The 21,220-nt window shown below is 70.5% G+C and carries 22 protein-coding genes; 10 read left to right on the top strand and 12 right to left on the bottom strand.

From position 1 onward, the window contains the following. Window positions 1-18: 18 nt before the first annotated feature. Complete coding sequence (locus J7E88_RS16185; RefSeq protein ID WP_215181453.1) at window positions 19-663, bottom strand: response regulator transcription factor; 645 nt, start codon at window positions 661-663, stop codon at window positions 19-21. Further along, window positions 656-1,801 carry a GAF domain-containing sensor histidine kinase gene (locus tag J7E88_RS16180; RefSeq protein WP_215181451.1) on the bottom strand — a complete coding sequence of 382 codons (1,146 nt, stop codon included), beginning with the start codon at window positions 1,799-1,801 and terminating at the stop codon, window positions 656-658. Before J7E88_RS16180 ends, J7E88_RS16185 begins: the two co-directional genes overlap by 8 nt. Before the next feature lie 193 nt (window positions 1,802-1,994). Between J7E88_RS16180 and J7E88_RS16175 the strand changes: the two genes are divergently transcribed. From J7E88_RS16175 to J7E88_RS16165, 3 genes are all read left to right on the top strand, one after another. Beyond that, window positions 1,995-2,690 (top strand): SDR family oxidoreductase, encoded by a 696-nt coding sequence (locus J7E88_RS16175; RefSeq protein ID WP_215181449.1) that lies wholly within the window; start codon window positions 1,995-1,997, stop codon window positions 2,688-2,690. Next, a complete protein-coding gene (locus J7E88_RS16170; protein ID WP_215181447.1) occupies window positions 2,687-3,763 on the top strand; it encodes an S-adenosylmethionine:tRNA ribosyltransferase-isomerase in 1,077 nt (358 codons plus the stop codon). The genes J7E88_RS16175 and J7E88_RS16170 overlap by 4 nt, the downstream gene beginning before the upstream one ends. A 290-nt stretch (window positions 3,764-4,053) precedes the next feature. Further along, the gene (locus J7E88_RS16165) at window positions 4,054-4,779 is read left to right on the top strand and encodes a transglycosylase SLT domain-containing protein (RefSeq protein WP_215181445.1); all 726 of its coding nucleotides are present in this window, start codon (window positions 4,054-4,056) and stop codon (window positions 4,777-4,779) included. Between the two features lie 105 nt (window positions 4,780-4,884). Here the strand turns inward: J7E88_RS16165 and J7E88_RS16160 are convergent, their stop codons facing one another. Further along, a complete protein-coding gene (locus J7E88_RS16160) occupies window positions 4,885-7,440 on the bottom strand; it encodes an FHA domain-containing protein (protein WP_215181443.1) in 2,556 nt (851 codons plus the stop codon). Window positions 7,441-7,747: 307 nt separating this feature from the next. On the opposite strand from J7E88_RS16160, the gene serB reads away from it, so the two are divergent. Further along, a complete protein-coding gene (gene serB / locus J7E88_RS16155; RefSeq protein WP_215181441.1) occupies window positions 7,748-8,974 on the top strand; it encodes a phosphoserine phosphatase SerB in 1,227 nt (408 codons plus the stop codon). A gap of 121 nt (window positions 8,975-9,095) precedes the next feature. Here the strand turns inward: serB and J7E88_RS16150 are convergent, their stop codons facing one another. From J7E88_RS16150 to J7E88_RS16140, 4 genes are all read right to left on the bottom strand, one after another. Further along, on the bottom strand, window positions 9,096-9,647 hold the full coding sequence (locus J7E88_RS16150) for a histidine phosphatase family protein (RefSeq protein ID WP_215181439.1): 552 nt from the start codon (window positions 9,645-9,647) through the stop codon (window positions 9,096-9,098). 72 nt (window positions 9,648-9,719) lie between these two features. After that, a complete protein-coding gene (locus tag J7E88_RS16145; protein ID WP_215181437.1) occupies window positions 9,720-9,923 on the bottom strand; it encodes a hypothetical protein in 204 nt (67 codons plus the stop codon). A gap of 221 nt (window positions 9,924-10,144) precedes the next feature. Next, entirely contained in the window at window positions 10,145-10,261 is a 117-nt protein-coding gene (locus tag J7E88_RS35915) for an SGM_5486 family transporter-associated protein (RefSeq protein WP_251022593.1), read from the bottom strand. Between the two features lie 4 nt (window positions 10,262-10,265). After that, a complete protein-coding gene (locus tag J7E88_RS16140) occupies window positions 10,266-11,564 on the bottom strand; it encodes an MFS transporter (protein WP_215181435.1) in 1,299 nt (432 codons plus the stop codon). A gap of 116 nt (window positions 11,565-11,680) precedes the next feature. On the opposite strand from J7E88_RS16140, the gene J7E88_RS16135 reads away from it, so the two are divergent. Then, window positions 11,681-12,364 carry a FadR/GntR family transcriptional regulator gene (locus J7E88_RS16135; RefSeq protein WP_215181433.1) on the top strand — a complete coding sequence of 228 codons (684 nt, stop codon included), beginning with the start codon at window positions 11,681-11,683 and terminating at the stop codon, window positions 12,362-12,364. Here the strand turns inward: J7E88_RS16135 and J7E88_RS16130 are convergent. From J7E88_RS16130 to fabG, 3 genes are all read right to left on the bottom strand, one after another. Then, window positions 12,330-12,671: a hypothetical protein gene (locus J7E88_RS16130; protein ID WP_308307505.1), complete on the bottom strand. Its 342-nt coding sequence runs from the start codon at window positions 12,669-12,671 to the stop codon at window positions 12,330-12,332. The genes J7E88_RS16135 and J7E88_RS16130 overlap by 35 nt on opposite strands. A 219-nt stretch (window positions 12,672-12,890) precedes the next feature. Next, the gene (fabI, locus tag J7E88_RS16125; protein ID WP_215181429.1) at window positions 12,891-13,658 is read right to left on the bottom strand and encodes an enoyl-ACP reductase FabI; all 768 of its coding nucleotides are present in this window, start codon (window positions 13,656-13,658) and stop codon (window positions 12,891-12,893) included. A 4-nt stretch (window positions 13,659-13,662) separates the two neighbouring features. After that, entirely contained in the window at window positions 13,663-14,367 is a 705-nt protein-coding gene (fabG, locus tag J7E88_RS16120) for a 3-oxoacyl-[acyl-carrier-protein] reductase (RefSeq protein ID WP_215181427.1), read from the bottom strand. 210 nt (window positions 14,368-14,577) lie between these two features. Between fabG and J7E88_RS16115 the strand changes: the two genes are divergently transcribed. The 3 genes from J7E88_RS16115 to tyrS are packed head-to-tail and all read left to right on the top strand — an operon-like array spanning window position 14,578 to window position 18,812. Further along, a complete protein-coding gene (locus tag J7E88_RS16115) occupies window positions 14,578-16,101 on the top strand; it encodes a TldD/PmbA family protein (RefSeq protein WP_215181426.1) in 1,524 nt (507 codons plus the stop codon). Then, window positions 16,098-17,489 carry a metallopeptidase TldD-related protein gene (locus tag J7E88_RS16110; RefSeq protein WP_215181424.1) on the top strand — a complete coding sequence of 464 codons (1,392 nt, stop codon included), beginning with the start codon at window positions 16,098-16,100 and terminating at the stop codon, window positions 17,487-17,489. The genes J7E88_RS16115 and J7E88_RS16110 overlap by 4 nt, the downstream gene beginning before the upstream one ends. A 54-nt stretch (window positions 17,490-17,543) precedes the next feature. Beyond that, window positions 17,544-18,812: a tyrosine--tRNA ligase gene (gene tyrS, locus J7E88_RS16105; RefSeq protein WP_215181422.1), complete on the top strand. Its 1,269-nt coding sequence runs from the start codon at window positions 17,544-17,546 to the stop codon at window positions 18,810-18,812. Between the two features lie 74 nt (window positions 18,813-18,886). Here tyrS and J7E88_RS16100 read toward each other — a convergent pair whose 3' ends face one another. Beyond that, window positions 18,887-19,165, bottom strand: coding sequence for a GlsB/YeaQ/YmgE family stress response membrane protein (locus tag J7E88_RS16100; RefSeq protein ID WP_215181420.1), 279 nt, complete (start codon window positions 19,163-19,165; stop codon window positions 18,887-18,889). 218 nt (window positions 19,166-19,383) lie between these two features. On the opposite strand from J7E88_RS16100, the gene J7E88_RS16095 reads away from it, so the two are divergent. Further along, complete coding sequence (locus J7E88_RS16095) at window positions 19,384-19,746, top strand: DUF3099 domain-containing protein (RefSeq protein WP_215181589.1); 363 nt, start codon at window positions 19,384-19,386, stop codon at window positions 19,744-19,746. 191 nt (window positions 19,747-19,937) lie between these two features. Next, window positions 19,938-20,177, top strand: a complete 240-nt coding sequence (locus J7E88_RS16090; protein WP_215181418.1) for a hypothetical protein — start codon at window positions 19,938-19,940, stop codon at window positions 20,175-20,177. On the opposite strand, the gene moaA is transcribed toward J7E88_RS16090, so the two are convergent. After that, a complete protein-coding gene (gene moaA, locus J7E88_RS16085; protein ID WP_215181416.1) occupies window positions 20,160-21,149 on the bottom strand; it encodes a GTP 3',8-cyclase MoaA in 990 nt (329 codons plus the stop codon). The genes J7E88_RS16090 and moaA overlap by 18 nt on opposite strands. Window positions 21,150-21,220 lie beyond the last annotated feature (71 nt).

Raw genomic sequence — 21,220 nt, 5'->3', positions numbered from 1 at the left:
CTGGTTACGCCGGTCCCGTCAGCCGGCCAGACCGTGCCGTACCGCCCAGAGCGCCGCCTGCGTGCGGTCCGACAGGTCGAGCTTCATGAGGATGTTCGACACATGCGTCTTCACCGTCTTCTCGGACAGCACCAGCGCCCTGGCGATCTCCCGGTTGGACCGGCCGTCCGCGATCAGCCCCAGCACCTCGCGCTCCCGCTCCGTGAGGTTGCCGCCGCGGCCCGTGCCGCTCGGTGCGTCGTCCTCGGACAAGAGCGCGCCCGCGACCTCCGGCTGCAACAGGACATGGCCCGCGTGGACCGAGCGAATGGCGCCGGCCAGTGCCTCCGGGTCGATGTCCTTGTACACGTACCCGGACGCGCCCGCGCGCAGGGCCGGAACCACCGTGCGCTGCTCGGTGAAGCTGGTGACGATCAGCACCTTGGCCGGGTTGGCGAGCTCGCGCAGCTTGCGCAGGGCGTCGATGCCGTCCATGCCCGGCATCTTCACGTCCATCAGCACCACATGCGGCTTCAGTTCCTCGGCCCGCGCAACGCCCTCCGCGCCGTCGCCGGCCTCCCCGACCACCTCTATGTCGTCCTGGACCTCCAGGAACGTGCGCAGCCCGCGCCGCACCACCTGATGGTCGTCGACCAGCAGCACGCGGATCTTCCTGTCAGCCACCGGGGACCTCCATCTCGACCGTGGTGCCCTTGCCGGGCGCCGATTCCACGCTGAGTGTGCCGCCGACGCCACTCGCCCGGTCCCGCATCGACACAAGACCGAGGTGGCGCCCGGCCCTGCGCACGGTACGCGGCTCGAACCCCTTGCCGTCGTCGGTGACGGTGAGCATGGCGCCCTGGCCGCGGCGGACGAGCACGACATCGACCCGGTCCGCGCCGGAGTGGCGCAGCGCGTTGTGCAGTGCCTCCTGAGCGACCCGCAGCAGCGCTTCCTCCTGGGCGGCGGGCAGGGCCTTGATCCCGCAGGTGTCGAAGGTGACCTTGGCGGTGTGGGCGCGGTCCAGGACCTGGATCTGGGTGCGGAGGGTGTTGACGAGGCCGTCCTCGTCGAGGGCCGCCGGGCGCAGTTCGACGACGGCGGCGCGCAGCTCGTCGGCCGCCTCGGCGGCGAGCTCGGCGACCTGCTGGAGCTCGCCCTTCGCCCGCCCCGGGTCGCGGTCTACCAGGGCGGCCGCGGCCTGCGCGGTGAGCCGCAGCGAGAAGAGCTTCTGGCTCACGGCGTCGTGCAGCTCATGGGCGAGGCGGGAGCGCTCCTCGGCGATGGTGAGTTCGCGGCTGCGCTCGTACAGCCGGGCGTTGGTGAGGGCGATGGCCGCGTGCTGGGCGAGGATGCCGAGCAGCTCCTCGTCGTCCTCGGTGAATCCGCAGCCGCCGTCCTGTCGTGGGCAGCGCTTGTTGGCGAGGAAGAGGGCGCCCATGACCTCGTCGCCGTCCTTGATGGGCAGCCCCAGGAAGTCGGACATCTCGGGGTGGGCGGACGGCCAGCCCTCGAAGCGGGGGTCCTCGCGCACGTCCGCGAGCCGCTCCACCTTCGCCTCGCGCAGCATCGCGGCGAGGATGCCGTGCTGGCGCGGGAGAGGGCCGATGGCCTTCCACTGGGCGTCGCTGACGCCGTCGACGACGAACTGGGCGAAACCGCCGTGGTCGTCGGGCACGCCGAGCGCCGCGTACTCCGCGTCGAGGAGATCGCGCGCGGAGGCCACGATCGTCTTCAGCACATCGCGCACCTCGAGATGTCTGCTCATCGCGAGGAGGGCGGTGCTGACGGCGGCCAGGCCGGAGCTCGGTCGGTGACTCATGACCTCACGGTACCGGCGGGTTGTGACAGTCCGTATCGGTCCGGGGACCGCCGCTGCCCGGGTCCCTGGTCGTAGGTCGAAGTGCCTTGCCGAGTGGGGCCTCTGGCACGAGGCGGCGGGCGCTTCCCCGTTCCTACGTTGGCTGCACCACACAGGACCGCGCGGAAGCGGTAGGGCGAAGGGGACGGTTCTCATGCCGGTAGCGGTGATCACAGGGGCGTCGAAGGGGCTGGGCCGCGCGCTCGCGGCCGCTCTCGCCGAAGAGGGCTGGGACCTGGTGCTCGGCGCCCGTGGCGAGGGCGTACTGAAGGAGAGTGCCCGGCTGGCCGGTGCGCACGGGACGCGTGTGGTGCCGGTGGCGGGGGACGTCACGGACGGCGCGCACCGCGCGGCGCTGGTGGCACAGGCCCGTGCGCTGGGTGGGCTCGATCTGTTGGTGAGCAACGCGAGCGCGCTGGGTGCGGAGCCGCTGGTGCGGCTGGACGCCCTGCCGCTGGAGGGTCTGCGGGCGGCGCTGGAGACCAATGTGGTCGCGGCGCTCGGTCTGGTGCAGGAGGCCCTGCCGCTGCTGCGGAGGTCGCCGGCCGGGGCGGTGGTGGCGGTCAGCTCGGACGCGGCGGCGGAGGCGTACGAGACGTGGGGCGGCTATGGCGCTTCCAAAGCGGCGCTCGACCAGCTGGCCGCGGTGCTCGCGGTGGAGGAGCCGGGTCTGCGTGTGTGGAGCGTCGATCCGGGCGACATGGCGACGGACCTCTATGCGGCAGCGGTGCCGGACGACGACGAGCCGCGGCCGTCGCCGGAGTCCGTCGTCCCCGGTTTCCTGCGGCTGCTAGCGCTGCGTCCGGTCAGCGGCCGGTATGCCGTTGCCGCGCTGCTGGAGTCCCGATGAGGACGGTCGGGGAGACAGGCGCCGTGCTGGAGGCGCTGAGGGTTCCCGAGGAGCTGTCGGCGCGGGTGCCGGCGGAGGAGCGGGGCTCGGGGCGCGACGACGTACGGCTGCTGGTCTCGCGCGGGACGCGGGTGTCGCATCACGCGTTCGGTGATCTTCCGGGGCAGCTGCGGGCCGGTGACGTGCTGGTCGTCAACACCTCCACGACGCTGGCGGCTGCCGTGGACGGCCGGGTCGGCGGCGAGCCGGTGGTGGTGCACTTCTCCACCCAGGGCGACGACGGGCGGTGGGCGGTGGAGCTGCGGCGCCCGGACGGCTTCGGCAGTACGGCGCCGCGCCCGGGCGGGCCGCGGGGCACTGTGGTGCGGCTGCCAGGGGGTGCGCAGCTGGTGTTGGAGGAACCGCTGGCGCCGGGCGCCCTGCGGCTGTGGTGGGCGTCGGTGCCGGTCGGCGTACCGGGTCTGCTGGCGCGGTACGGGCGGCCGATCCGCTACGGGTACACGACGAGGGACCAGCCGCAGTCCGCGTACCAGACGGTCTTCGCGCTGCCCTCCCCCGACGGTTCCGGCTCGGCGGAGATGCCGAGCGCGGGGCGGCCGTTCACCGCGCGGCTGGTGGCGGAGCTGGTGAGCCGGGGGGTGCAGTTCGCGCCGATCACGCTGCACACCGGGGTGGCGTCGGCGGAGGCGCACGAGCCGCCCTATCCGGAGCGCTTCGAGGTGCCGGCGACGACGGCGTGGCTGGTGAACGCGGCGCGGGCGGCGGGCGGGCGGGTCCTGGCGGTGGGTACGACGGCGGTGCGGGCGCTGGAGTCGGCGGCGGATCCGGCGGGGGTGGTGGCGCCCGCGGCGGGGTGGACCGATCTGGTGGTGACGCCGCGGCGGGGGGTGCGGGTGGTGGAGGGTCTGCTGACCGGCCTGCACGAGCCGGCGGCGTCGCATCTGCTGATGCTCGCTGCGATCGCCGGCGAGGCGGCGCTGACCTGTGCGTACTCCGAGGCGCTTGAGCAGCGCTACCTCTGGCACGAGTTCGGCGACGTCCATCTCCTCCTCCCGGCGGACGGCCCTCACTGACTGGATTGCTGAAGCAACACATGGTGAGGACGCCATGTGCCCGATGTGAGCCCGGGCATAGGACGCAGGTCACTTACGAAGCTCGCTAGTGGACGCATAAGGGGCATCTGAGCATGCACAGCACGGGTGAATCGGACGTATGGGGCAACCGTGATCCACTATCCCGGATCGTACGTCACACCTTTGCCACAGGATTTTGCTGCCGCTAAGAATTGCCGACGTCGCTTCCGAACAGCGCAGAGCCGAACCGGCCTGGAGCGACTTTCCGCTATTCGAAGAGGTACGTCTGTATGTCCGCGTTCAGCACCGCAGCTCTCCGTCGCCTTCGATCGCGCAAGGCCGCGGTCGCCGCCGCCGCCGTCGCCGCCTCCGCCGCCATGGCGCTTTCACTCGCCCCGGCCGACGCGGAAGCCGGCACGACGACCGAGGTCGCCGCGGCCGCCCCGATCGCCTGGAAGGTCAACGAGAAGCAGGCCACCGCGGTGCAGGAGAGCATCGCCAACCAGCAGACCGCCTTCGAGGCCCAGGTCGAGGCCGCGCAGGCGAAGAAGAAGGCCGAGGCCGAGGCCAAGAAGGCCGCCGAGGCCAAGAAGAAGGCTGAGGCCAAGAAGAAGGCCGAGGCCGCCGCGAAGAAGCGCGCCGCCGAGCAGGCCGCCAGCCGGTCAGCCGCCCGCAAGCCCGCGAAGGTGACCTACCCGAACAACCTGGACGGGTGGATCCGCGAGGCGCTGTCCATCATGAAGAAGCACAACATCCCCGGCACCTACGAGGGCATTCACCGCAACATCATGCGTGAGTCCAGCGGTAACCCGCGTGCCATCAACAACTGGGACATCAACGCCATCAACGGTGTGCCGTCCAAGGGCCTGCTGCAGGTCATCAAGCCGACCTTCGACGCGTACCACGTCGCCGGCACCTCCTGGGACCAGTACGACCCGGTCGCCAACATCGTCGCCGCCTGCAACTACGCGGCCGACCGCTACGGCTCCATGGACAACGTGAACAGCGCCTACTGAGGCTCTGGCACGAACCGCCCCGCGACGAAGCGGTGGCAGGACATACGCCGAAGGGCGCACCCCGCGCGGGGTGCGCCCTTCGGCGTCGTCAGCGGCCGTGTGCCATCACTTGCGCATGACCTCGGGCTCGTGGCGGCGCAGCAGGCGCTGGACCACGAAGCCGCAGATGATGCCGATGGCGAGCAGGACGGTCATGTTCATGCCCCACTGGCCGGCCGTGTGCTCCCACAGCGGGTCGAGGTCGGTGGGGTTCTTCGGGTCCCACGGCGGCATGAGGTGCGCCAGGTCGAGCGTCGCACCGGCACCGGCGATGGCCCAGCGGGACGGCATCAGCCAGGCGAACTGCTCCAGCCCGGGCGAGCCGTAGACCTGGAAGAGGATGCCGGTGAAGACGACCTGGACGATGGCGAACATGACCAGCAGCGGCATGGTCTTCTCGGCGGTCTTCACCAGCGAGGAGATGACCAGTCCGAACATCATCGAGGTGAACCCGAGCGCGATGACGACGAGGCAGATCTCGACGGCCGGCGGCATGATCAGGCCCTCTTCGGGCAGCTTGCGGGTCGCGAAGCCGATGCCGCAGATGATGACACCCTGCAGCGCGGTGATCAGGCCGAGGACGATGACCTTGGACATCAGGTACGCCGAGCGGGACAGGCCGGTGGCCCGCTCACGTTCGTAGATGACCCGTTCCTTGATCAGCTCTCGTACGGAGTTCGCGGCGCCGGAGAAGCACATGCCCACGGCGAGGATCAGCATGATCGTGCCCGCGTCGCCGTTGAACCGGGACCTGCCGTCGTCGGGGGCGGCCAGGCCGAAGTCGGCCGGGATGACGACGGAGACCAGGCCGAGGACGGCCGGCAGGATCACCATCAGGCCCATGAAGCCCTTGTCGGACGCGATCACCGAGGAGTAGCGGCGGATCAGGGTCCACAGCTGCGATCCCCAGCTCTGCGGCTTGGGCGGCCTGATCTGCTGCGGCGGCGGCATGTTGACCGCCTGGGGGGCGACGGCGTCGAGGTCCGCCGCGTACATCTGGTAGTGCTGCGAGCCGCGCCAGCGGCCGGCCCAGTCGTAGTCGCGGTAGTTCTCGAACGCGGAGAACACGTCCGCCCACGTGCTGTAGCCGAAGAAGTTGAGCGCCTCCTCCGGCGGGCCGAAGTAGGCGACGGAGCCGCCGGGCGCCATGACGAGGAGCTTGTCGCACAGCTGGAGCTCCGCCACGGAGTGGGTGACCACGAGGACGGTGCGGCCGTCGTCGGCGAGGCCGCGCAGCAGCTGCATGACGTCGCGGTCCATGCCCGGGTCGAGGCCGGAGGTCGGCTCGTCCAGGAAGATCAGCGACGGCTTGGTCAGCAGCTCCAGCGCGACGGAGACGCGCTTGCGCTGGCCACCGGACAGGGAAGTGACCTTCTTGTCCTTGTGGATGTCGAGCTTGAGCTCGCGCAGCACCTCGTCGATGCGGGCCGCGCGCTCGGCCGGCGTGGTGTCCGCGGGGAAGCGGAGCTTGGCCGCGTAAGTGAGCGCCTTCCGGACGGTCAGCTCCTTGTGCAGGATGTCGTCCTGCGGGACCAGACCGATGCGCTGGCGCAGCTCGGCGAACTGCTTGTAGAGGCTGCGGTTGTCATAGAGGACGTCGCCCTGGTTGGCGGGCCGGTAACCGGTCAGCGCCTTGAGCAGGGTGGACTTTCCGGAGCCCGACGGGCCGATGACGCCGATCAGGGACTTCTCGGGGACACCGAAGGAGACGTCGCGCAGGATCTGCTTGCCGCCGTCGACCGTGACGGTCAGATGACGGGCGGAGAAGGAGACCTCACCGGTGTCGACGAACTCCTCGAGACGGTCACCGACGAGCCGGAACGTGGAGTGACCGACACCGACGATGTCGTTCGGGCCGATGAGGACCGAGGACGACTTGGCGATCGGCTGACCGTTGACGTACGTGCCGTTGTGGGAACCGAGGTCGCGGATCTCGAAGCGACCGTCGGGCGTCGCGACGAATTCGGCGTGGTGGCGCGAGACCTGGAGGTCGGAGACGACCAGCTCGTTCTCCAGGGCACGACCGATGCGCATGACGCGGCCGAGGTCCAGCTGGTGGAACGTCGTGGGACTGCGGTCGCCGTAGACCTGCGGGACGTCCTGTGCCTTCTGCACGCCCTGCTGGTGCGGGATCGGGGGCGGCTGCTGTGCGTGCGGTTGCGGAGCCTGCGGCTGCTGTGGGTGCGCCTGCTGCCATCCCTGCTGAGGCGCGGCCTGCTGGGGCGCCTGGGCCTGCGGCCAGCCCTGCTGCTGGGCGGCCGGGGCCTGCTGGGCGGCAGCCTGCTGCGGGGCGGCGGCCTGGGCGCTGTAGGCGCCGGCGGCGGCGGTGAGGCTGACGCGGGGACCGTCGGTCGCGTTCCCCAGGTGTACGGCAGAGCCGGGGCCGATCTCCATCTGATGGATCCGCTGGCCCTGCACGTACGTGCCGTTGGTACTGCCATGGTCCTCGATGACCCAACCGCGCCCGCCCCAACTGATCGTGGCGTGCCGCCACGAGACCCTGGCGTCGTCGATCACCAGATCACCCTGCGGATCGCGGCCGAGGGTGTACGACCTGGACGGATCGAGGGTCCAGGTCCTTCCGTTCAATTCCAGTACGTGTTCCGGCACTCCATGCCCCACTAGTTGTCCCCCGAGCTACCCCCGTTGCCGGGAGCTTAGGGATGGCGAACATCGTGGGGAACTATTTCAGGCCGGGTCCCGTATCCGAAAGCCGGGCCCTGTGAAGACCTTGTTCGGTACGGAGTTGGGACGTTCGTGGCCCCTCCGGGACGGGTCTCGGGACGGCACTGCACCACCACTGCCCATGAATGGTGATAACAGTGTGCAACCGCAATGAACCAGAACGTGAGCAGTTTCCGGGCGCGAGTGTCCGGCAGACGGGACAGGACGTCGGATCGCGGCGGTCGCCCGATACGGTGGTAGCACCATGAGTGCATCGCAGCCCCCTCTCGGCACCGACGTCCCGACCCTTCTCGTCAAGATCTTCGGGAAGGACCGGCCAGGTATCACCGCCGGCCTCTTCGACACCCTCGCCGCCTACTCGGTCGACGTGGTCGACATCGAGCAGGTCGTCTCGCGAGGCCGCCTCGTGCTGTGCGCCCTCGTCACGGCGCCGACGGCCGGTGGCACCTCGGAGGGCGAGCTGCGGGCGACCGTGCACGGCTGGGCCGAGTCCCTGAAGCTGCAGGCCGAGATCATCTCCGGTACGGGCGACAACCGGCCGCGTGGCAGCGGCCGTTCCCATGTGACCGTGCTCGGGCACCCGCTGACCGCCGAGGCCACGGCGGCCATAGCGGGCCGGATCAGCGATATGGGCGCCAACATCGACCGTATCTTCCGACTGGCGAAGTACCCCGTGACGGCGGTGGAGTTCGCGGTGTCCGGCGTGGAGACGGAGCCGCTGCGCACCGCGCTGGCCACCGAGTCGCACGAGATCGGCGTCGACGTGGCCGTCGTGTCGGCGGGGCTGCACCGGCGGGCCCAGCGCCTGGTCGTGATGGACGTCGACTCCACGCTCATCCAGGACGAGGTCATCGAGCTGTTCGCGGCCCATGCGGGCTGCGAGGACCAGGTGGCCGCGGTGACGGCGGCTGCGATGCGGGGCGAACTGGACTTCGAGCAGTCCCTGCACGCGCGCGTGGCGCTGCTGGAGGGACTGGACGCATCGGTCGTGGACAAGGTGCGTGCGGAGGTACGTCTCACCCCGGGCGCCCGGACCCTGATCCGCACGCTGAAGCGACTGGGCTTCCAAGTGGGCGTCGTCTCGGGCGGTTTCACACAGGTCACCGACGATCTCAAGGAGCGTCTCGGCCTCGACTTCGCCTCGGCTAACACCTTGGAGATCAAGGACGGCAAGCTGACCGGCCGGGTCGTCGGCGACATCGTGGACCGGGCGGGCAAGGCGCGGCTGCTGCGGAGCTTCGCGGCCGAGGCCGGAGTGCCGCTGTCGCAGACGGTCGCGATCGGCGACGGCGCCAATGACCTGGACATGCTGAATGCGGCGGGGCTGGGAGTGGCGTTCAACGCCAAGCCCGTGGTCCGCCAGGCCGCGCACACCGCGGTCAATGTGCCGTTCCTGGACACCGTGCTCTACCTGCTGGGCGTCACCCGCGAAGAGGTCGAGGCGGCCGACGACGGCACCGAGGAGCACTGAGCAGCACCGAGAGGTGACTGCGGACGGAAAACGGAGGCCCCGGCGCACGGTGCGTGCGCCGGGGCCTCCGGTTCCGCGGGTCGATGGTGCGGGCCGCGGGTCGGTCGACGGTGACCGCGGGTCACTCGTGCGGGGTCCAGTAGTCGAGCAGCTTGCCCACGCCGTGCTCCAGCGACTTCCACGAGCCGGCGAACGAGAGGACGGCGAATGCCGAGGTCGGGAAGCCGTCCTGGGTCATACGGGCCAGCGCGTCGCCCTCCGCGGTGCCCGCGAGCGCGTCGGCCAGCGCGTGCATACCGGGGTTGTGGCCGATGACGAGCAGGTCGTTCACCTCGTCGGGGGTCTCGTTGAGCAGGGCGATCAGCTCACCGAGGGACGCCTCGTACAGCCGCTCCTCGTAGACCGTCTTCGGGCGGTGCGGCAGCTCGTGCACCGCGAGCTTCCATGTCTCGCGCGTTCTGGTGGCGGTGGAGCACAGGGCCAGGTCGAAGGAGATTCCGGTCTCGGCCAGCCGGCGGCCGGCCACGGGGGCGTCCTTGCGGCCGCGCTCGGCGAGCGGGCGCTCGTGGTCGGACACCTGGGGCCAGTCGGCCTTCGCATGCCGAAGGAGGACGATCCTGCGGGACTCGGGAGGTCCGGGGGGTGTCCCCCCGGAAGACACAGCGGCGCTCATGCACCCCAGCTTCGCATGAAATGAGCCAGTGGGCGCAGGGTGTTGACGGCCTCTCCCCCGAAGGGGAACACGTCAGCGGACCAGGATCCGCAGGATCTGACGCAGGGTGTCACCGGCCGCCGGGTCCCCCGCCGCCTGGGCCTCGCCGGGGGCGGCTATGAGCATCAGCAGTGCGGCGAAGGCGAGCACGGGCAGCGCGAGGGCCCACCAGGGCAGCGTGGCCGCGACGGCACCGGTGGCAGCGGGCTGGGTCCGGGTGTGCGTCTGGGCCGCCATGGCCGCCTCCGTGAGGTCTGAGGTCGAGTGCCTCAAACGTACGGATCACGAGGAGCGGGGCCCATCCGGTGACCCACCCACTTCACCCTGACCCTGGCCCCCTAGGGGACGGGGGTGCCGGCACCACTGTTCTGCTTCGCCGGGGACCCCCACGGGGCCTTTCGACACCCGCGCGGCCCCTTCGGCTCACTCGCCCTCGTGCCGAGCCGGGTCGGCGTCCGTCACGGTGACGCCACGGTGGCGATGATCGCGATCACCACGCCGATGAGAAGCATCGCGCCGAAGACTCCGAGGAGCTTCTTCTGGCCGTTCTGGGGGTTCGGGTCGAGCACAGGCATGGGATCAGTTTCGCACCCGCGGCTCGTCCTCGATCGTCCGGTCCCGTCCTGCCATCACGCCCATGATCATCTGGGGCACCAGCAGACCCGCCATCAGCCCCAGCGGCAGCGTCCAGCCGCCGCTGTGCTGGTAGAGCACGCCGATCAGCAGCGGGCCGGGGATCGAGATCAGATAGCCGGTGGACTGGGCGAACGCCGACAGCCGTACGACTCCGGTGCCCGTACGGGACCGCATGCCGATCATGGTGAGGGCGAGCGGGAAAGCACAGTTGGAGACGCCCAGCAGCAGCGCCCAGGCCCATGCGCCCGCCGCCGGCGCCAGGAGCAGGCCGAGGTAGCCGGTCAGTCCGCACGCGCCCAGGGCGACGACGATGGGGCCCTGGTTCTTCATCCGGCTCGCAAGCCGCGGGATGACGAAGGCGAGCGGCACGCCCATCACCATGGTGACGGCCAGGAGCACTCCCGCGGTGGACGCGGAGACGCCCGCATCGCGGAAGATCTGCGGCATCCAGCCCATCGTGATGTAGGCGCCGGTGGCCTGGAGCCCGAAGAAACAGCCGAGGGCCCACGCCGTGGGACTGCGGGTGATACGCGGCGCGGGCACCTCCCCGGCGGCGGCCGCGCCTGCGGTGTCGGGACGGGCGCGGCCCCGGTCGCGCACGAGGGCGACCCAGGGCAGTACGGCCACCGCGGCGATCGATGCCCAGGCCGCGAGCCCGACGCGCCAGCTGCCGCCCAGCATCTGGGTGACGGGCACGGTCGCTGCGGCGGCGAGCGAGGTGCCGAGGGCCAGTGCCATGGAGTAGAGACCGGTCATCGAGCCGACCCGGTCGGGGAAGTGCCGCTTGACGATCACCGGCATGAGGACGTTGCTGACGGCGATGCCCATGAGAGCGAGGGCGCTGGCGGCGAGGAAGCCGGCCGTGCCGCCCGCGAAGGGGCGGACCGCGAGCCCGGCGGCGATGGCCGCCATACCGGCGCACACGACGGCACCGGGCCCGAAACGGCGGGCCAGCCGGGGGGCCGCGATGCCGAAGACGGCGAAGCACAGCGGCGGTAGTGAGGTGAGGAGTCCGGCGACGCTGCCGCTCATGTGCAGGCCCACGCGCGCCTCTTCGAGCAGGGCGCCGAGGCTGGTGATCGCGGGCCGCAGGTTGAGGGCCGCGAGGACGATGCCGACGACGACGAGCCGGGTGGTCCACACCGCGCGCCGCGTCGCGCTCCCTGGGGTGGCGGAGTCCAGGGATGCGGCGGAGGAGGCCGCCGTGGCGGCGGGGCGGAGGGTCCGGGTCTCGTCATGCATGAGGACCATCATAGAATCATGGGATGATTGGTTGTCCAATCCCGTACAGGCTCCGCTTCCTCCCGGACGGGTCCGCGTACGAACATGGGTGGGCGACTTCCACGACAAGGAGCACCATGGCGCTGTCCTCTCCCCGGCGTTCCGCGCTCTCGGACCAGGTGATCGCCGCGCTGCGGAACCAGATCACCTCGGGCGAGTGGCCGGTCGGCTCGCGGATCCCGACCGAACCGGAACTGGTCGAGCAACTGGGCGTCGCCCGCAACACCGTCCGTGAGGCGGTACGCGCGCTAGCCCACAACGGTCTCCTGGACATCCGGCAGGGCTCGGGGACGTATGTGGTCGCCACCAGTGAGCTGGCCGGCGTGATGCACCGCCGGTTCGCCGACGCCGACCCCCGCCATGTCGCCGAGCTGCGCTCCACGCTGGAGTCCTCGGCGGCCCGGCTCGCCGCCGAGCGGCGCACCGCCAAGGACCTCAAGCAGCTGGACACGCTGCTGGCCCGCCGTGAGGAGGCGTGGGCCTCCGGCGACGCCGAGCGGTTCGTGGCAGCCGACGCGACGTTCCACCTGGCCGTGGTGGCGGCCTCGCACAACGAGGTCATGACCGAGCTGTACGCGGACCTGGCGGACCTGCTGCGCGACTGGCTGCGCGACGACATCGGCACGGAGCTGCGGCCGGAGCACCACATGGACCACGGGCGCATGGTGGAGGCGATCCGCGCCGGGGACGGCGAGGCCGCTGCCGCGGAGGCGGCGGGCTATCCGTTCATGTGCCTGCGGCCCGCTGCGGCTGGTGGCTGATCCACACGGCCCGGATCTCCTTCCAGCAGCGCTGGGTGAGCTCCGCGTATCCCGCGGGGTGCAGCTCGACCGGCGCCGAGTCGGCGTCGACGTCCCACCAGCGGGCGCACTCGACGTGCAGCCGTATGCGGTCGGTGGCGGGATAGGGATTGTGGCAGTAGGCGGTGGCCTTGGAGCCGTCGATCACCGTTCCGCAGTCGGCGCGGTAGTCGGGGGGCTGCTCCCGCGTGTGCTGCCGGGGGCTCTGCTGCTCCTGACGACTGCCGGTCCGGGACGCCGTCGGTGTCGCCCACAGCAGGACCGTCACTGTGGCGAGTACGCAGGCATGACGCCATTTCGTACACACAAGCAGGACCCCCTCGGCCGAACTGCGGCGCCGGGCGCCGCAAAAGCACCACAAGGAAGAGTTGCCCCTCCAGCATCACCGCCCCCCGTTCGGGCCGCTCACCCACAGGGCCGAACGGGCGACGCCCCGCCCCCCGCGCGCAGCGGGGAACGGGGCGTCGCTCTTCTACGTTCTGCCTGGTCAGGCACCCATCATGTGCACGCCGCCATCGACGTGGATGATCTCGCCCGTGGTCTTCGGGAACCAGTCGGACAGCAGTGCGACGACACCGCGTCCGGTCGGCTCGGGGTCGGACATGTCCCACTCCAGCGGGGAGCGGTGGTTCCACACGTCCGCGAGCTCGGAGAAGCCCGGGATGGACTTGGCGGCCATCGAGGCGAGGGGGCCCGCCGAGATCAGGTTGCAGCGCACGTTCTGCTTGCCGAGGTCACGCGCGATGTAGCGGCTGGTGGCCTCCAGTGCCGCCTTGGCCGGGCCCATCCAGTCGTACTGCGGCCAGGCGAACTGCGCGTCGAAGGTGAGGCCGACGACCGAGCCGCCCTCCTGCATCAGCGGCAGGCAGGCCATCGTCAGCGACTTCAGCGAGAACGCCGAGACATGCACGGCCGTCGCGACGGACTCGAAGGGAGTGTTGAGGAAGTTGCCGCCCAGCGCGTCCTGCGGCGCGAAGCCGATGGAGTGGACGACGCCGTCGAGGCTGCCGAGCTCGTCGCGGACGAGGTCCGCCAGCCGGTTCAGGTGCTCCTCGTTGGTGACGTCGAGCTCGATGACCTTGGCGGGCTTGGGGAGCTTGCGGGCGATGCGCTCGGTCAGCGTGGGGCGGGGGAACGCGGTGAGGATGACCTCGGCGCCCTGCTCCTGCGCGAGCTTTGCGGCGTGGAAGGCGATGGAGGACTCCATCAGCACACCGGTGATCAGGATGCGCTTGCCGGCGAGGATTCCACTCATGTGATCAGTGACCCATGCCCAATCCGCCGTCGACGGGAACGACGGCTCCAGTGATGTACGAGGCGTCGTCGGAGGCGAGGAAGCGCACGGCGGCGGCGATCTCCTCCGGCTGCGCGTAACGGCCGAGGGGCACCTGCGAGACGATGCCGGCGCGCTGCTCGTCCGTGAGCGCCTGGGTCATGTCGGTGTCGACAAAGCCGGGCGCGACGACGTTGAACGTGATGTTGCGCGAGCCGAGCTCACGCGCGAGCGAGCGGGCGAAGCCCACCAGACCGGCCTTGGAGGCCGCGTAGTTCGCCTGCCCCGCGGAGCCCAGCAGCCCCACGACGGAGGAGATCAGCACGACGCGGCCCTTCTTGGCGCGCAGCATGCCGCGGTTGGCGCGCTTGACGACCCGGAAGGTGCCGGTGAGGTTGGTGTCGAGGACGGAGGTGAAGTCCTCCTCCGACATACGCATCAGCAGCTGGTCCTTGGTGACGCCGGCGTTGGCCACCAGCACCTCGACGGGACCGTGCTTCTCCTCGATCTCCTTGTACGCCTGCTCCACCTGCTCGGCGTCGGTGATGTCGCACTTGACCGCCAGGAAGCCCGCCGGGGGTTCCCCCGACCGGTAGGTGATCGCGACGTTGTCGCCGTTCGCGGCGAACGCGCGGGCGATGGCGAGGCCGATGCCCCGGTTTCCTCCGGTGACGAGAACCGAGCGGCTCAACGGATCACCCTTTCCCTATGCGGTCTGGTACGTCTGCAAACTATCGGTACGGCACTGCGTACGGAGAATCGGGCCCTGACAGCGCCTTGTGTCCGTCGCTGTCGGGTCCCTACAGAAAGCCCGTGGCCACCGACCCCGGGAACCGGCTGGCGACGGCCCCGTCCGGCGCGACATGATCGGGGCGACCCGTCTCGACGACAGGAGACATCCGTGCCTCATTCCCTCGACGAAGCCTTCACGGCGCTGCCGCTGCGGGCGCTCGCCGACGCGGCACTCGCCCGGGCGCGTGCACTCGGCGCCGCGCATGCCGACTTCCGCCTGGAGCGTGTACGCAGCGCCTCATGGCGGTTGCGTGACGCCAAGCCCGCCGGATCGTCCGACTCCACGGACCTCGGATACGCGGTGCGGGTGGTGCACGGCGGCGCCTGGGGGTTCGCCTCCGGGGTCGACATGACCATGGACGCCGCGGCCAGGGTCGCCGGACAGGCCGTGGCGATGGCAAAGCTGTCCGCGAAGGTGATCGCGGCGGCGGGCTCGGACGAGCGCGTGGAGCTGGCGGACGAGCCCGTGCACGCCGAGAAGACCTGGATCTCCTCGTACGGGATCAACCCCTTCGAGGTGCCCGACGAGGACAAGACCGCGCTGCTCGCCGACTGGAGCTCCCGGCTGCTGGGGGCCTCCGGCGTGGCGCACGTGGACGCCTCGCTGCTGACCGTCCACGAGAACAAGTTCTACGCGGACACCGCGGGGACCGTCACCACGCAGCAGCGGGTACGGCTGCACCCGCAGCTCACGGCGGTCGCCGTCGACGAGACGTCCGGCGAGTTCGAGTCCATGCGCACCATCGCGCCCCCGGTGGGACGCGGCTGGGAGTACCTGACCGGCACCGGCTGGGACTGGGACGCGGAGCTGGAGCAGATCCCGGAGCTGCTCGCGGAGAAGATGCGCGCGCCGGGCGTCGAGGCCGGGCGCTACGACCTGGTGGTCGACCCCTCGAACCTGTGGCTGACGATCCACGAGTCGATCGGCCACGCCACGGAACTGGACCGCGCGCTCGGCTACGAAGCCGCGTACGCGGGGACGTCGTTCGCGACCTTCGACCAGCTGGGGAAGCTGGCGTACGGATCGTCGGTGATGAACGTGACCGGCGACCGGACCGCCGAGCACGGGCTGGCGACGATCGGGTACGACGACGAGGGCGTCGAGGCGCAGAGCTGGGACCTGGTCAAGGACGGCACGCTGGTGGGCTACCAGCTGGACCGGCGGATCGCGAAGCTGACGGGCCTCGGCCGCTCCAACGGCTGCGCCTACGCCGACTCCCCCGGCCATGTGCCGGTGCAGCGGATGGCGAACGTGTCGCTGCAGCCGGACCCGGGCGGTCTGTCGACGGAGGACCTGATCGGCGGGGTGGAGCACGGCATCTATGTGGTCGGCGACCGGTCGTGGTCGATCGACATGCAGCGCTACAACTTCCAGTTCACCGGGCAGCGGTTCTTCCGCATCGAGAACGGCCGGCTTGCGGGTCAGCTGAGGGACGTCGCGTACCAGGCGACGACGACGGAGTTCTGGGGCTCGATGGAGCAGGTGGGCGGCCCGCAGACCTATGTGCTCGGCGGCGCCTTCAACTGCGGCAAGGCCCAGCCGGGCCAGGTCGCGTCGGTCTCCCACGGCTGCCCCTCCGCCCTCTTCCGCGGAGTCAACATCCTCAACACGACGCAGGAGGCGGGCCGATGAGCCGCGTGAGCAAGCCGCACGAGATCGTCGAGCGGGCGCTGGAGCTGTCCACGGCGGACGGCTGTGTCGTCATCGCCGACGAGCACTCCTCGGCCAATCTGCGCTGGGCCGGCAATGCGCTGACCACCAACGGCGTGACCCGCGGCCGCACCCTCACCGTGATCGCCACGGTGGACGGGTCCGAGGGCACCGCGTCGGGCGTGGTCTCGCAGTCCGCCGTGACCGCCGCCGACCTGGAGCCGCTGGTGCGCGCCGCCGAGGCCGCCGCCCGGTCCGCGGGACCGGCCGAGGACGCGCAGCCCCTGGTCACCGGGACCGAGGCGTCTCCCGACTTCGCCGACGGGCCCGCCGAGACGTCGTCGGCCGTGTTCGCCGACTTCGCGCCCGCGCTCGGGGAGGCCTTCGCCCGGGCCCGCGCCGGCGGCCGTGAACTGTACGGCTTCGCCAACCACGAGCTGACCTCGACGTACCTCGGTACGTCGACGGGGCTGCGGCTGCGCCACGACCAGCCGACCGGCACGCTCGAACTCAATGCCAAGTCGCCCGACCGGACGCGCTCGGCCTGGGCGGGCCGCTCCACGCGGGACTTCAAGGACGTGGACCCGGCCGCGCTCGACGCCGCTCTGGCTGAGCGGCTCGGCTGGGCGGAGCGCCGCGTCGAGCTCCCGGCCGGCCGGTACGAGACGCTGCTGCCGCCGACCGCCGTGGCCGATCTGCTGATCTACCAGATGTGGTCGTCGGCGGCCCGGGACGCGGCGGAGGGCCGTACGGTCTTCTCCAAGCCCGGCGGCGGCACCCGTATCGGCGAGGCGCTGTCCTCGCTGCCGCTGACGCTGCGCAGCGATCCGCACGAGCCCGGCCTGGAATCGGCCCCGTTCGTGATCGCGCACTCCTCCGGCGACGACGCCTCGGTGTTCGACAACGGTCTGCCGCTGGCCCCCACGGACTGGGTGCGTGACGGAAAGCTGGAGCACCTGGTCACGACCCGGCACAGCGCCGGTCTGACGGGGCTGCCGGTCGCTCCGGGTGCGGACAACCTGATCCTGGACGCGGGCGGCGAGCGCTCCCTGGCGGAGATGGTCTCGGCCACCGAGCGGGGTCTGCTGCTGACCTGCCTCTGGTACATCCGCGAGGTCGACCCCGCCACACTGCTGCTGACCGGGCTGACCAGGGACGGCGTGTATCTGGTGGAGAACGGCGAGGTCGTCGGCGAGGTGACCAACTTCCGCTTCAACGAGTCGCCGGTCGACCTGCTCGGCCGGGCGACGGAGGCCAGCCGGACCGAGAAGACGTTGCCGCGCGAGTGGGGTGACTGGTTCACCCGCGCCGCCATGCCCGCGCTGCGGGTGCCCGACTTCAACATGAGCTCGGTCAGCCGGGGCGTGTGACCGGCCTAGACTGGCTCCCACCGATCCATTGACGTACGAGGAGACGGAAGAACCGTGACGGACATCGTCGACGAGCTGAAGTGGCGCGGGCTGATCGCCCAGTCCACTGACGAGGACGCTTTGCGCAAGGCGCTCGCGGACGGTCCCGTCACCTTCTATTGCGGCTTCGATCCGACGGCGCCGAGTCTGCACGTCGGGCACCTGGTGCAGGTGCTGACCGTGCGCCGGCTCCAGCAGGCCGGGCACCGGCCGCTGGCGCTGGTGGGCGGGGCCACGGGCCAGATCGGCGACCCGCGGCCGACCGCCGAGCGCACGCTGAACGATCCGGAGACGATCGCTCAGTGGGTGACCCGGCTGCGTTCGCAGATCGAGCCGTACCTCTCCTTCGAGGGCGACAACGCCGCGATCATGGTGAACAACCTGGACTGGACCGCGGGCATGTCCGCGATCGAGTTCCTGCGGGACATCGGCAAGCACTTCCGCGTCAACAAGATGCTCACCAAGGACTCCGTCGCCCGGCGTCTGGAGTCCGAACAGGGCATCAGCTACACGGAGTTCAGCTACCAGCTGCTGCAGGGCATGGACTTCCTGGAGCTGTACCGGCGCTACGGCTGCACCCTTCAGCAGGGCGGCAGCGATCAGTGGGGCAACCTCACCGCGGGGCTGGACCTGATCCACCGCCTGGAGCCCGACGCCGAGGTGCACGCCCTGGCCACCCCGCTGATGACCAAGGCGGACGGCACCAAGTTCGGCAAGTCCGAGACCGGCACGCTCTGGCTCGACCCCGAGATGACCACACCGTACGCGTTCTACCAGTACTGGCTGAACACGGACGACCGGGACATCAACCGGTACCTGCGCATCCTCAGCTTCAAGAGCCGCGAGGACCTGGAGGAACTGGAGAAGCAGACCGCCGAGCGTCCTCAGGCCCGTGCCGCGCAGCGCGCGCTGGCCGAGGAGCTGACGACCCTGGTGCACGGCGCCGACCAGTGCGCCGCCGTCATCGACGCCTCCAAGGCGCTGTTCGGGCAGGGCGAGCTGGCCGAGCTCGACGAGCCGACGCTGCGTGCGGCGCTCTCCGAGCTGCCGCACGCCCGGGTCACCGAGCTCGCCCCGGTCGTCGACCTGTTCGCCGAGGTCGGCCTGGTGGCCAGCAAGTCGGCCGCCCGGCGCACGGTGAAGGAGGGCGGCGCGTACGTGAACAACGTGAAGGTGACCGCCGAGGATGCCGTGGCGACGCGGGGCGACCTGCTCCACGGGCGCTGGCTGGTGCTGCGCCGCGGCAAGAAGAACCTGGCGGCGGTCGAGGTCACGGCCGGCTGACCGGACGACACGGACGAACGGCGGCGGCCGGGCGGGGCATCATGCCCGCCCGGCCGCCGCCGTTCGTCGTCCGGCTACGCCCGCCGTTTCTTCCCGCCGCGCACCGACGTGTACGCCATGTCACCGAGGAACACGATGACGATGGCCGCGGCGAGCTGGAGTGCGTGCCTGCCCCAGTCGATGCCGCTGGTCTCCGCGATGCCGAAGCCCCGCGCGACCGCGTTGCCGATGATGGCCCCGATGATGCCGAAGATGGTGGTCAGCCAGAGGGGACTGTGCTGCTTTCCCGGAATGACGGCTTTCGCGATCAGACCGAGCACGAATCCCACGATGATCGCCCACAACCAGCCCATGGCTGCCTCCTTGTTCGGCTCCGCGTGAGCAGTTACGCCTGCCAGTCTCGGCCACTGGACCGTACGGCGCATGTCGGAGCCACCCGTACGTGTCCCGGCGCACGCGGGGCGCGCACAGCGTCGACCCGCTCTCGTAGGCGGCGCGGTGGCGGCGTACGGTGGATGTGGTCGGGGCGGGGATGTCCGGGAACGTCCGGGGTGGGAATCGGGTGGTGGAGATGCACAGGCGCGGCGGCAGCGAAGTCTTCCGGATCACCGGGGCCCGGCAGGGGCTCGCCGACGATGTCCGCGGCCGGCAGCGCCGCTATGTGATCTCGATGTCCGTGCGCACGGTGTCGGTGATCCTCGCCGCGGTCCTGTGGAACGTGGAACGTCATGTGGCCGTCGTCGCGCTGGTGCTCGGCATTGTCCTGCCGTACATCTCCGTGGTCATCGCCAACGCCGGCCGCGAGAGCGCGCCGACGCCGCCTCCGACGTTCGTCCCCACGCCGTCGCGACCCATGATCGAGGCGGGGTCCGACGACTCCCCGACGGCCGACGGATCTTTCACGGATGAGCGCCCCATGTCCGAACAGGGCTGATGACGACCGTCTGCGACGGGCTCCGGGAACCTCAGGAAAACCTCAGATCAATCATGAAGTTCCTGTGCACTCGGGCCCGTTGCCCATGACATACTGCGTACGCGCTCCGCATCCCCCGTCGGAGCGACGGACCGACGCCGGGCAGCTCCCCCCGTGGCTGCTCGGCGTCGCCATGTTGGGACAATGATCCGGTGAGTGACGAAACCCCGATCTGTTCCGCCAAGGGCTGCCGCGCCGACGCCGTGTGGGTCCTCGCCTGGAACAACCCGAAGCTGCACACTCCTGAGCGCCGCAAGACCTGGCTGGCCTGCGAGGAGCACCGGGAGCACCTGTCGCAGTTCCTCGGCGTACGCGGGTTCCTCAAGGACGTCGTGACCCTGGAGGAGTGGGAGCGGCTGCGGCCCGGGGACGGATCAGCCGCCGATCGCTGACATGGGGCGCTCGGGCTGGAGGAAGGACGGGTCGTCGAGTCCGGATCCGGCCTTCTTCCCCCACATCGCCAGCCGCCATATGCGGGCGATCTCCTCGTCCGACGCATCCGAGCGCAGCGCCGCCCGCAGGTCGGTCTCCTCGGTCGCGAAGAGGCAGGTGCGCACCTGACCGTCCGCGGTGAGGCGGGTGCGGTCGCAGGCCCGGCAGAAGGGGCGCGTGACGGAGGCGATGACACCGACGCGATGCGGCCCGCCGTCGACGATCCACCGCTCCGCGGGGGCGGAGCCGCGCGCGGCGTCGCCCTCGGCGGTCAGCGTGAAGCGGGTGCGCAGAGAGACGAGGATGTCACCGGCGGTGATCATCCCGTCACGCTTCCAGCCGTGCTGGGCGTCCAGGGGCATCTGCTCGATGAACCGCAGCTCGTAGTCGTGGGCGACGGCCCAGGCAAGCAGGTCGGGGGCCTCGTCGTCGTTCAGCCCCGGCATGAGGACCGCGTTGACCTTGACGGGGGTGAGTCCGGCGGCGCGGGCGGCCTTCAGACCGTCGAGCACGTCGTGGTGGCGGTCGCGGCGGGTGAGCGTCTTGAAGACGTCGGGGCGCAGCGTGTCCAGGGAGACGTTGACCCGGTCGAGGCCGGCGTCCTTGAGAGCGGCGGCCGTGCGCCCCAGCCCTATGCCGTTCGTCGTCAGGGACATCTTGGGGCGCGGCTCCAGGGCGGCGACACGCTCGACGATGCCGACGAGGCCAGGGCGCAGCAGGGGCTCGCCGCCGGTGAAGCGGACCTCGGTGATGCCGAGGTCGGTGACGGCGATGCGGATCAGGCGGACGATCTCGTCGTCGGTGAGCAGATCGGGCTTTTTCAGCCATTGCAGGCCCTCTTCGGGCATGCAGTACATACACCGCAGATTGCAGCGGTCAGTCAGGGAAACCCGCAGGTCAGTAGCCACTCGGCCATAGGTGTCGATGAGCACTGTGGGCCCCCTCCCCGGTTCGCGGATGTGACTCTTCGAGCCTACGTCAGGCCACCGACAGTGAAAGTGGC

This window comes from Streptomyces sp. ISL-10 (assembly GCF_018614575.1).
Taxonomy (GTDB): Bacteria; Actinomycetota; Actinomycetes; order Streptomycetales; family Streptomycetaceae; genus Streptomyces.
This window is presented reverse-complemented; position numbering and strand designations above follow the sequence as displayed.

Excerpts from the sequence above, each read along its gene's own strand:
- J7E88_RS16110 (WP_215181424.1), top strand. The coding sequence starts at position 16,098 with ATGAGCCGCGTGAGCAAGCCGCACGAGATCGTCGAGCGGGCGCTGGAG.
- J7E88_RS16135 (WP_215181433.1), top strand. The coding sequence starts at position 11,681 with ATGGCGCTGTCCTCTCCCCGGCGTTCCGCGCTCTCGGACCAGGTGATC.
- J7E88_RS16175 (WP_215181449.1), top strand. The coding sequence starts at position 1,995 with ATGCCGGTAGCGGTGATCACAGGGGCGTCGAAGGGGCTGGGCCGCGCG.
- J7E88_RS16150 (WP_215181439.1), bottom strand. The coding sequence starts at position 9,647 with ATGAGCGCCGCTGTGTCTTCCGGGGGGACACCCCCCGGACCTCCCGAG.
- J7E88_RS16165 (WP_215181445.1), top strand. The coding sequence starts at position 4,054 with ATGTCCGCGTTCAGCACCGCAGCTCTCCGTCGCCTTCGATCGCGCAAG.
- J7E88_RS16180 (WP_215181451.1), bottom strand. The coding sequence starts at position 1,801 with ATGAGTCACCGACCGAGCTCCGGCCTGGCCGCCGTCAGCACCGCCCTC.
- fabI (WP_215181429.1), bottom strand. The coding sequence starts at position 13,658 with ATGAGTGGAATCCTCGCCGGCAAGCGCATCCTGATCACCGGTGTGCTG.
- J7E88_RS35915 (WP_251022593.1), bottom strand. The coding sequence starts at position 10,261 with ATGCCTGTGCTCGACCCGAACCCCCAGAACGGCCAGAAGAAGCTCCTC.
- J7E88_RS16145 (WP_215181437.1), bottom strand. The coding sequence starts at position 9,923 with ATGGCGGCCCAGACGCACACCCGGACCCAGCCCGCTGCCACCGGTGCC.
- J7E88_RS16100 (WP_215181420.1), bottom strand. The coding sequence starts at position 19,165 with ATGGGCTGGTTGTGGGCGATCATCGTGGGATTCGTGCTCGGTCTGATC.
- J7E88_RS16170 (WP_215181447.1), top strand. The coding sequence starts at position 2,687 with ATGAGGACGGTCGGGGAGACAGGCGCCGTGCTGGAGGCGCTGAGGGTT.
- J7E88_RS16140 (WP_215181435.1), bottom strand. The coding sequence starts at position 11,564 with ATGCATGACGAGACCCGGACCCTCCGCCCCGCCGCCACGGCGGCCTCC.
- J7E88_RS16095 (WP_215181589.1), top strand. The coding sequence starts at position 19,384 with ATGCACAGGCGCGGCGGCAGCGAAGTCTTCCGGATCACCGGGGCCCGG.
- serB (WP_215181441.1), top strand. The coding sequence starts at position 7,748 with ATGAGTGCATCGCAGCCCCCTCTCGGCACCGACGTCCCGACCCTTCTC.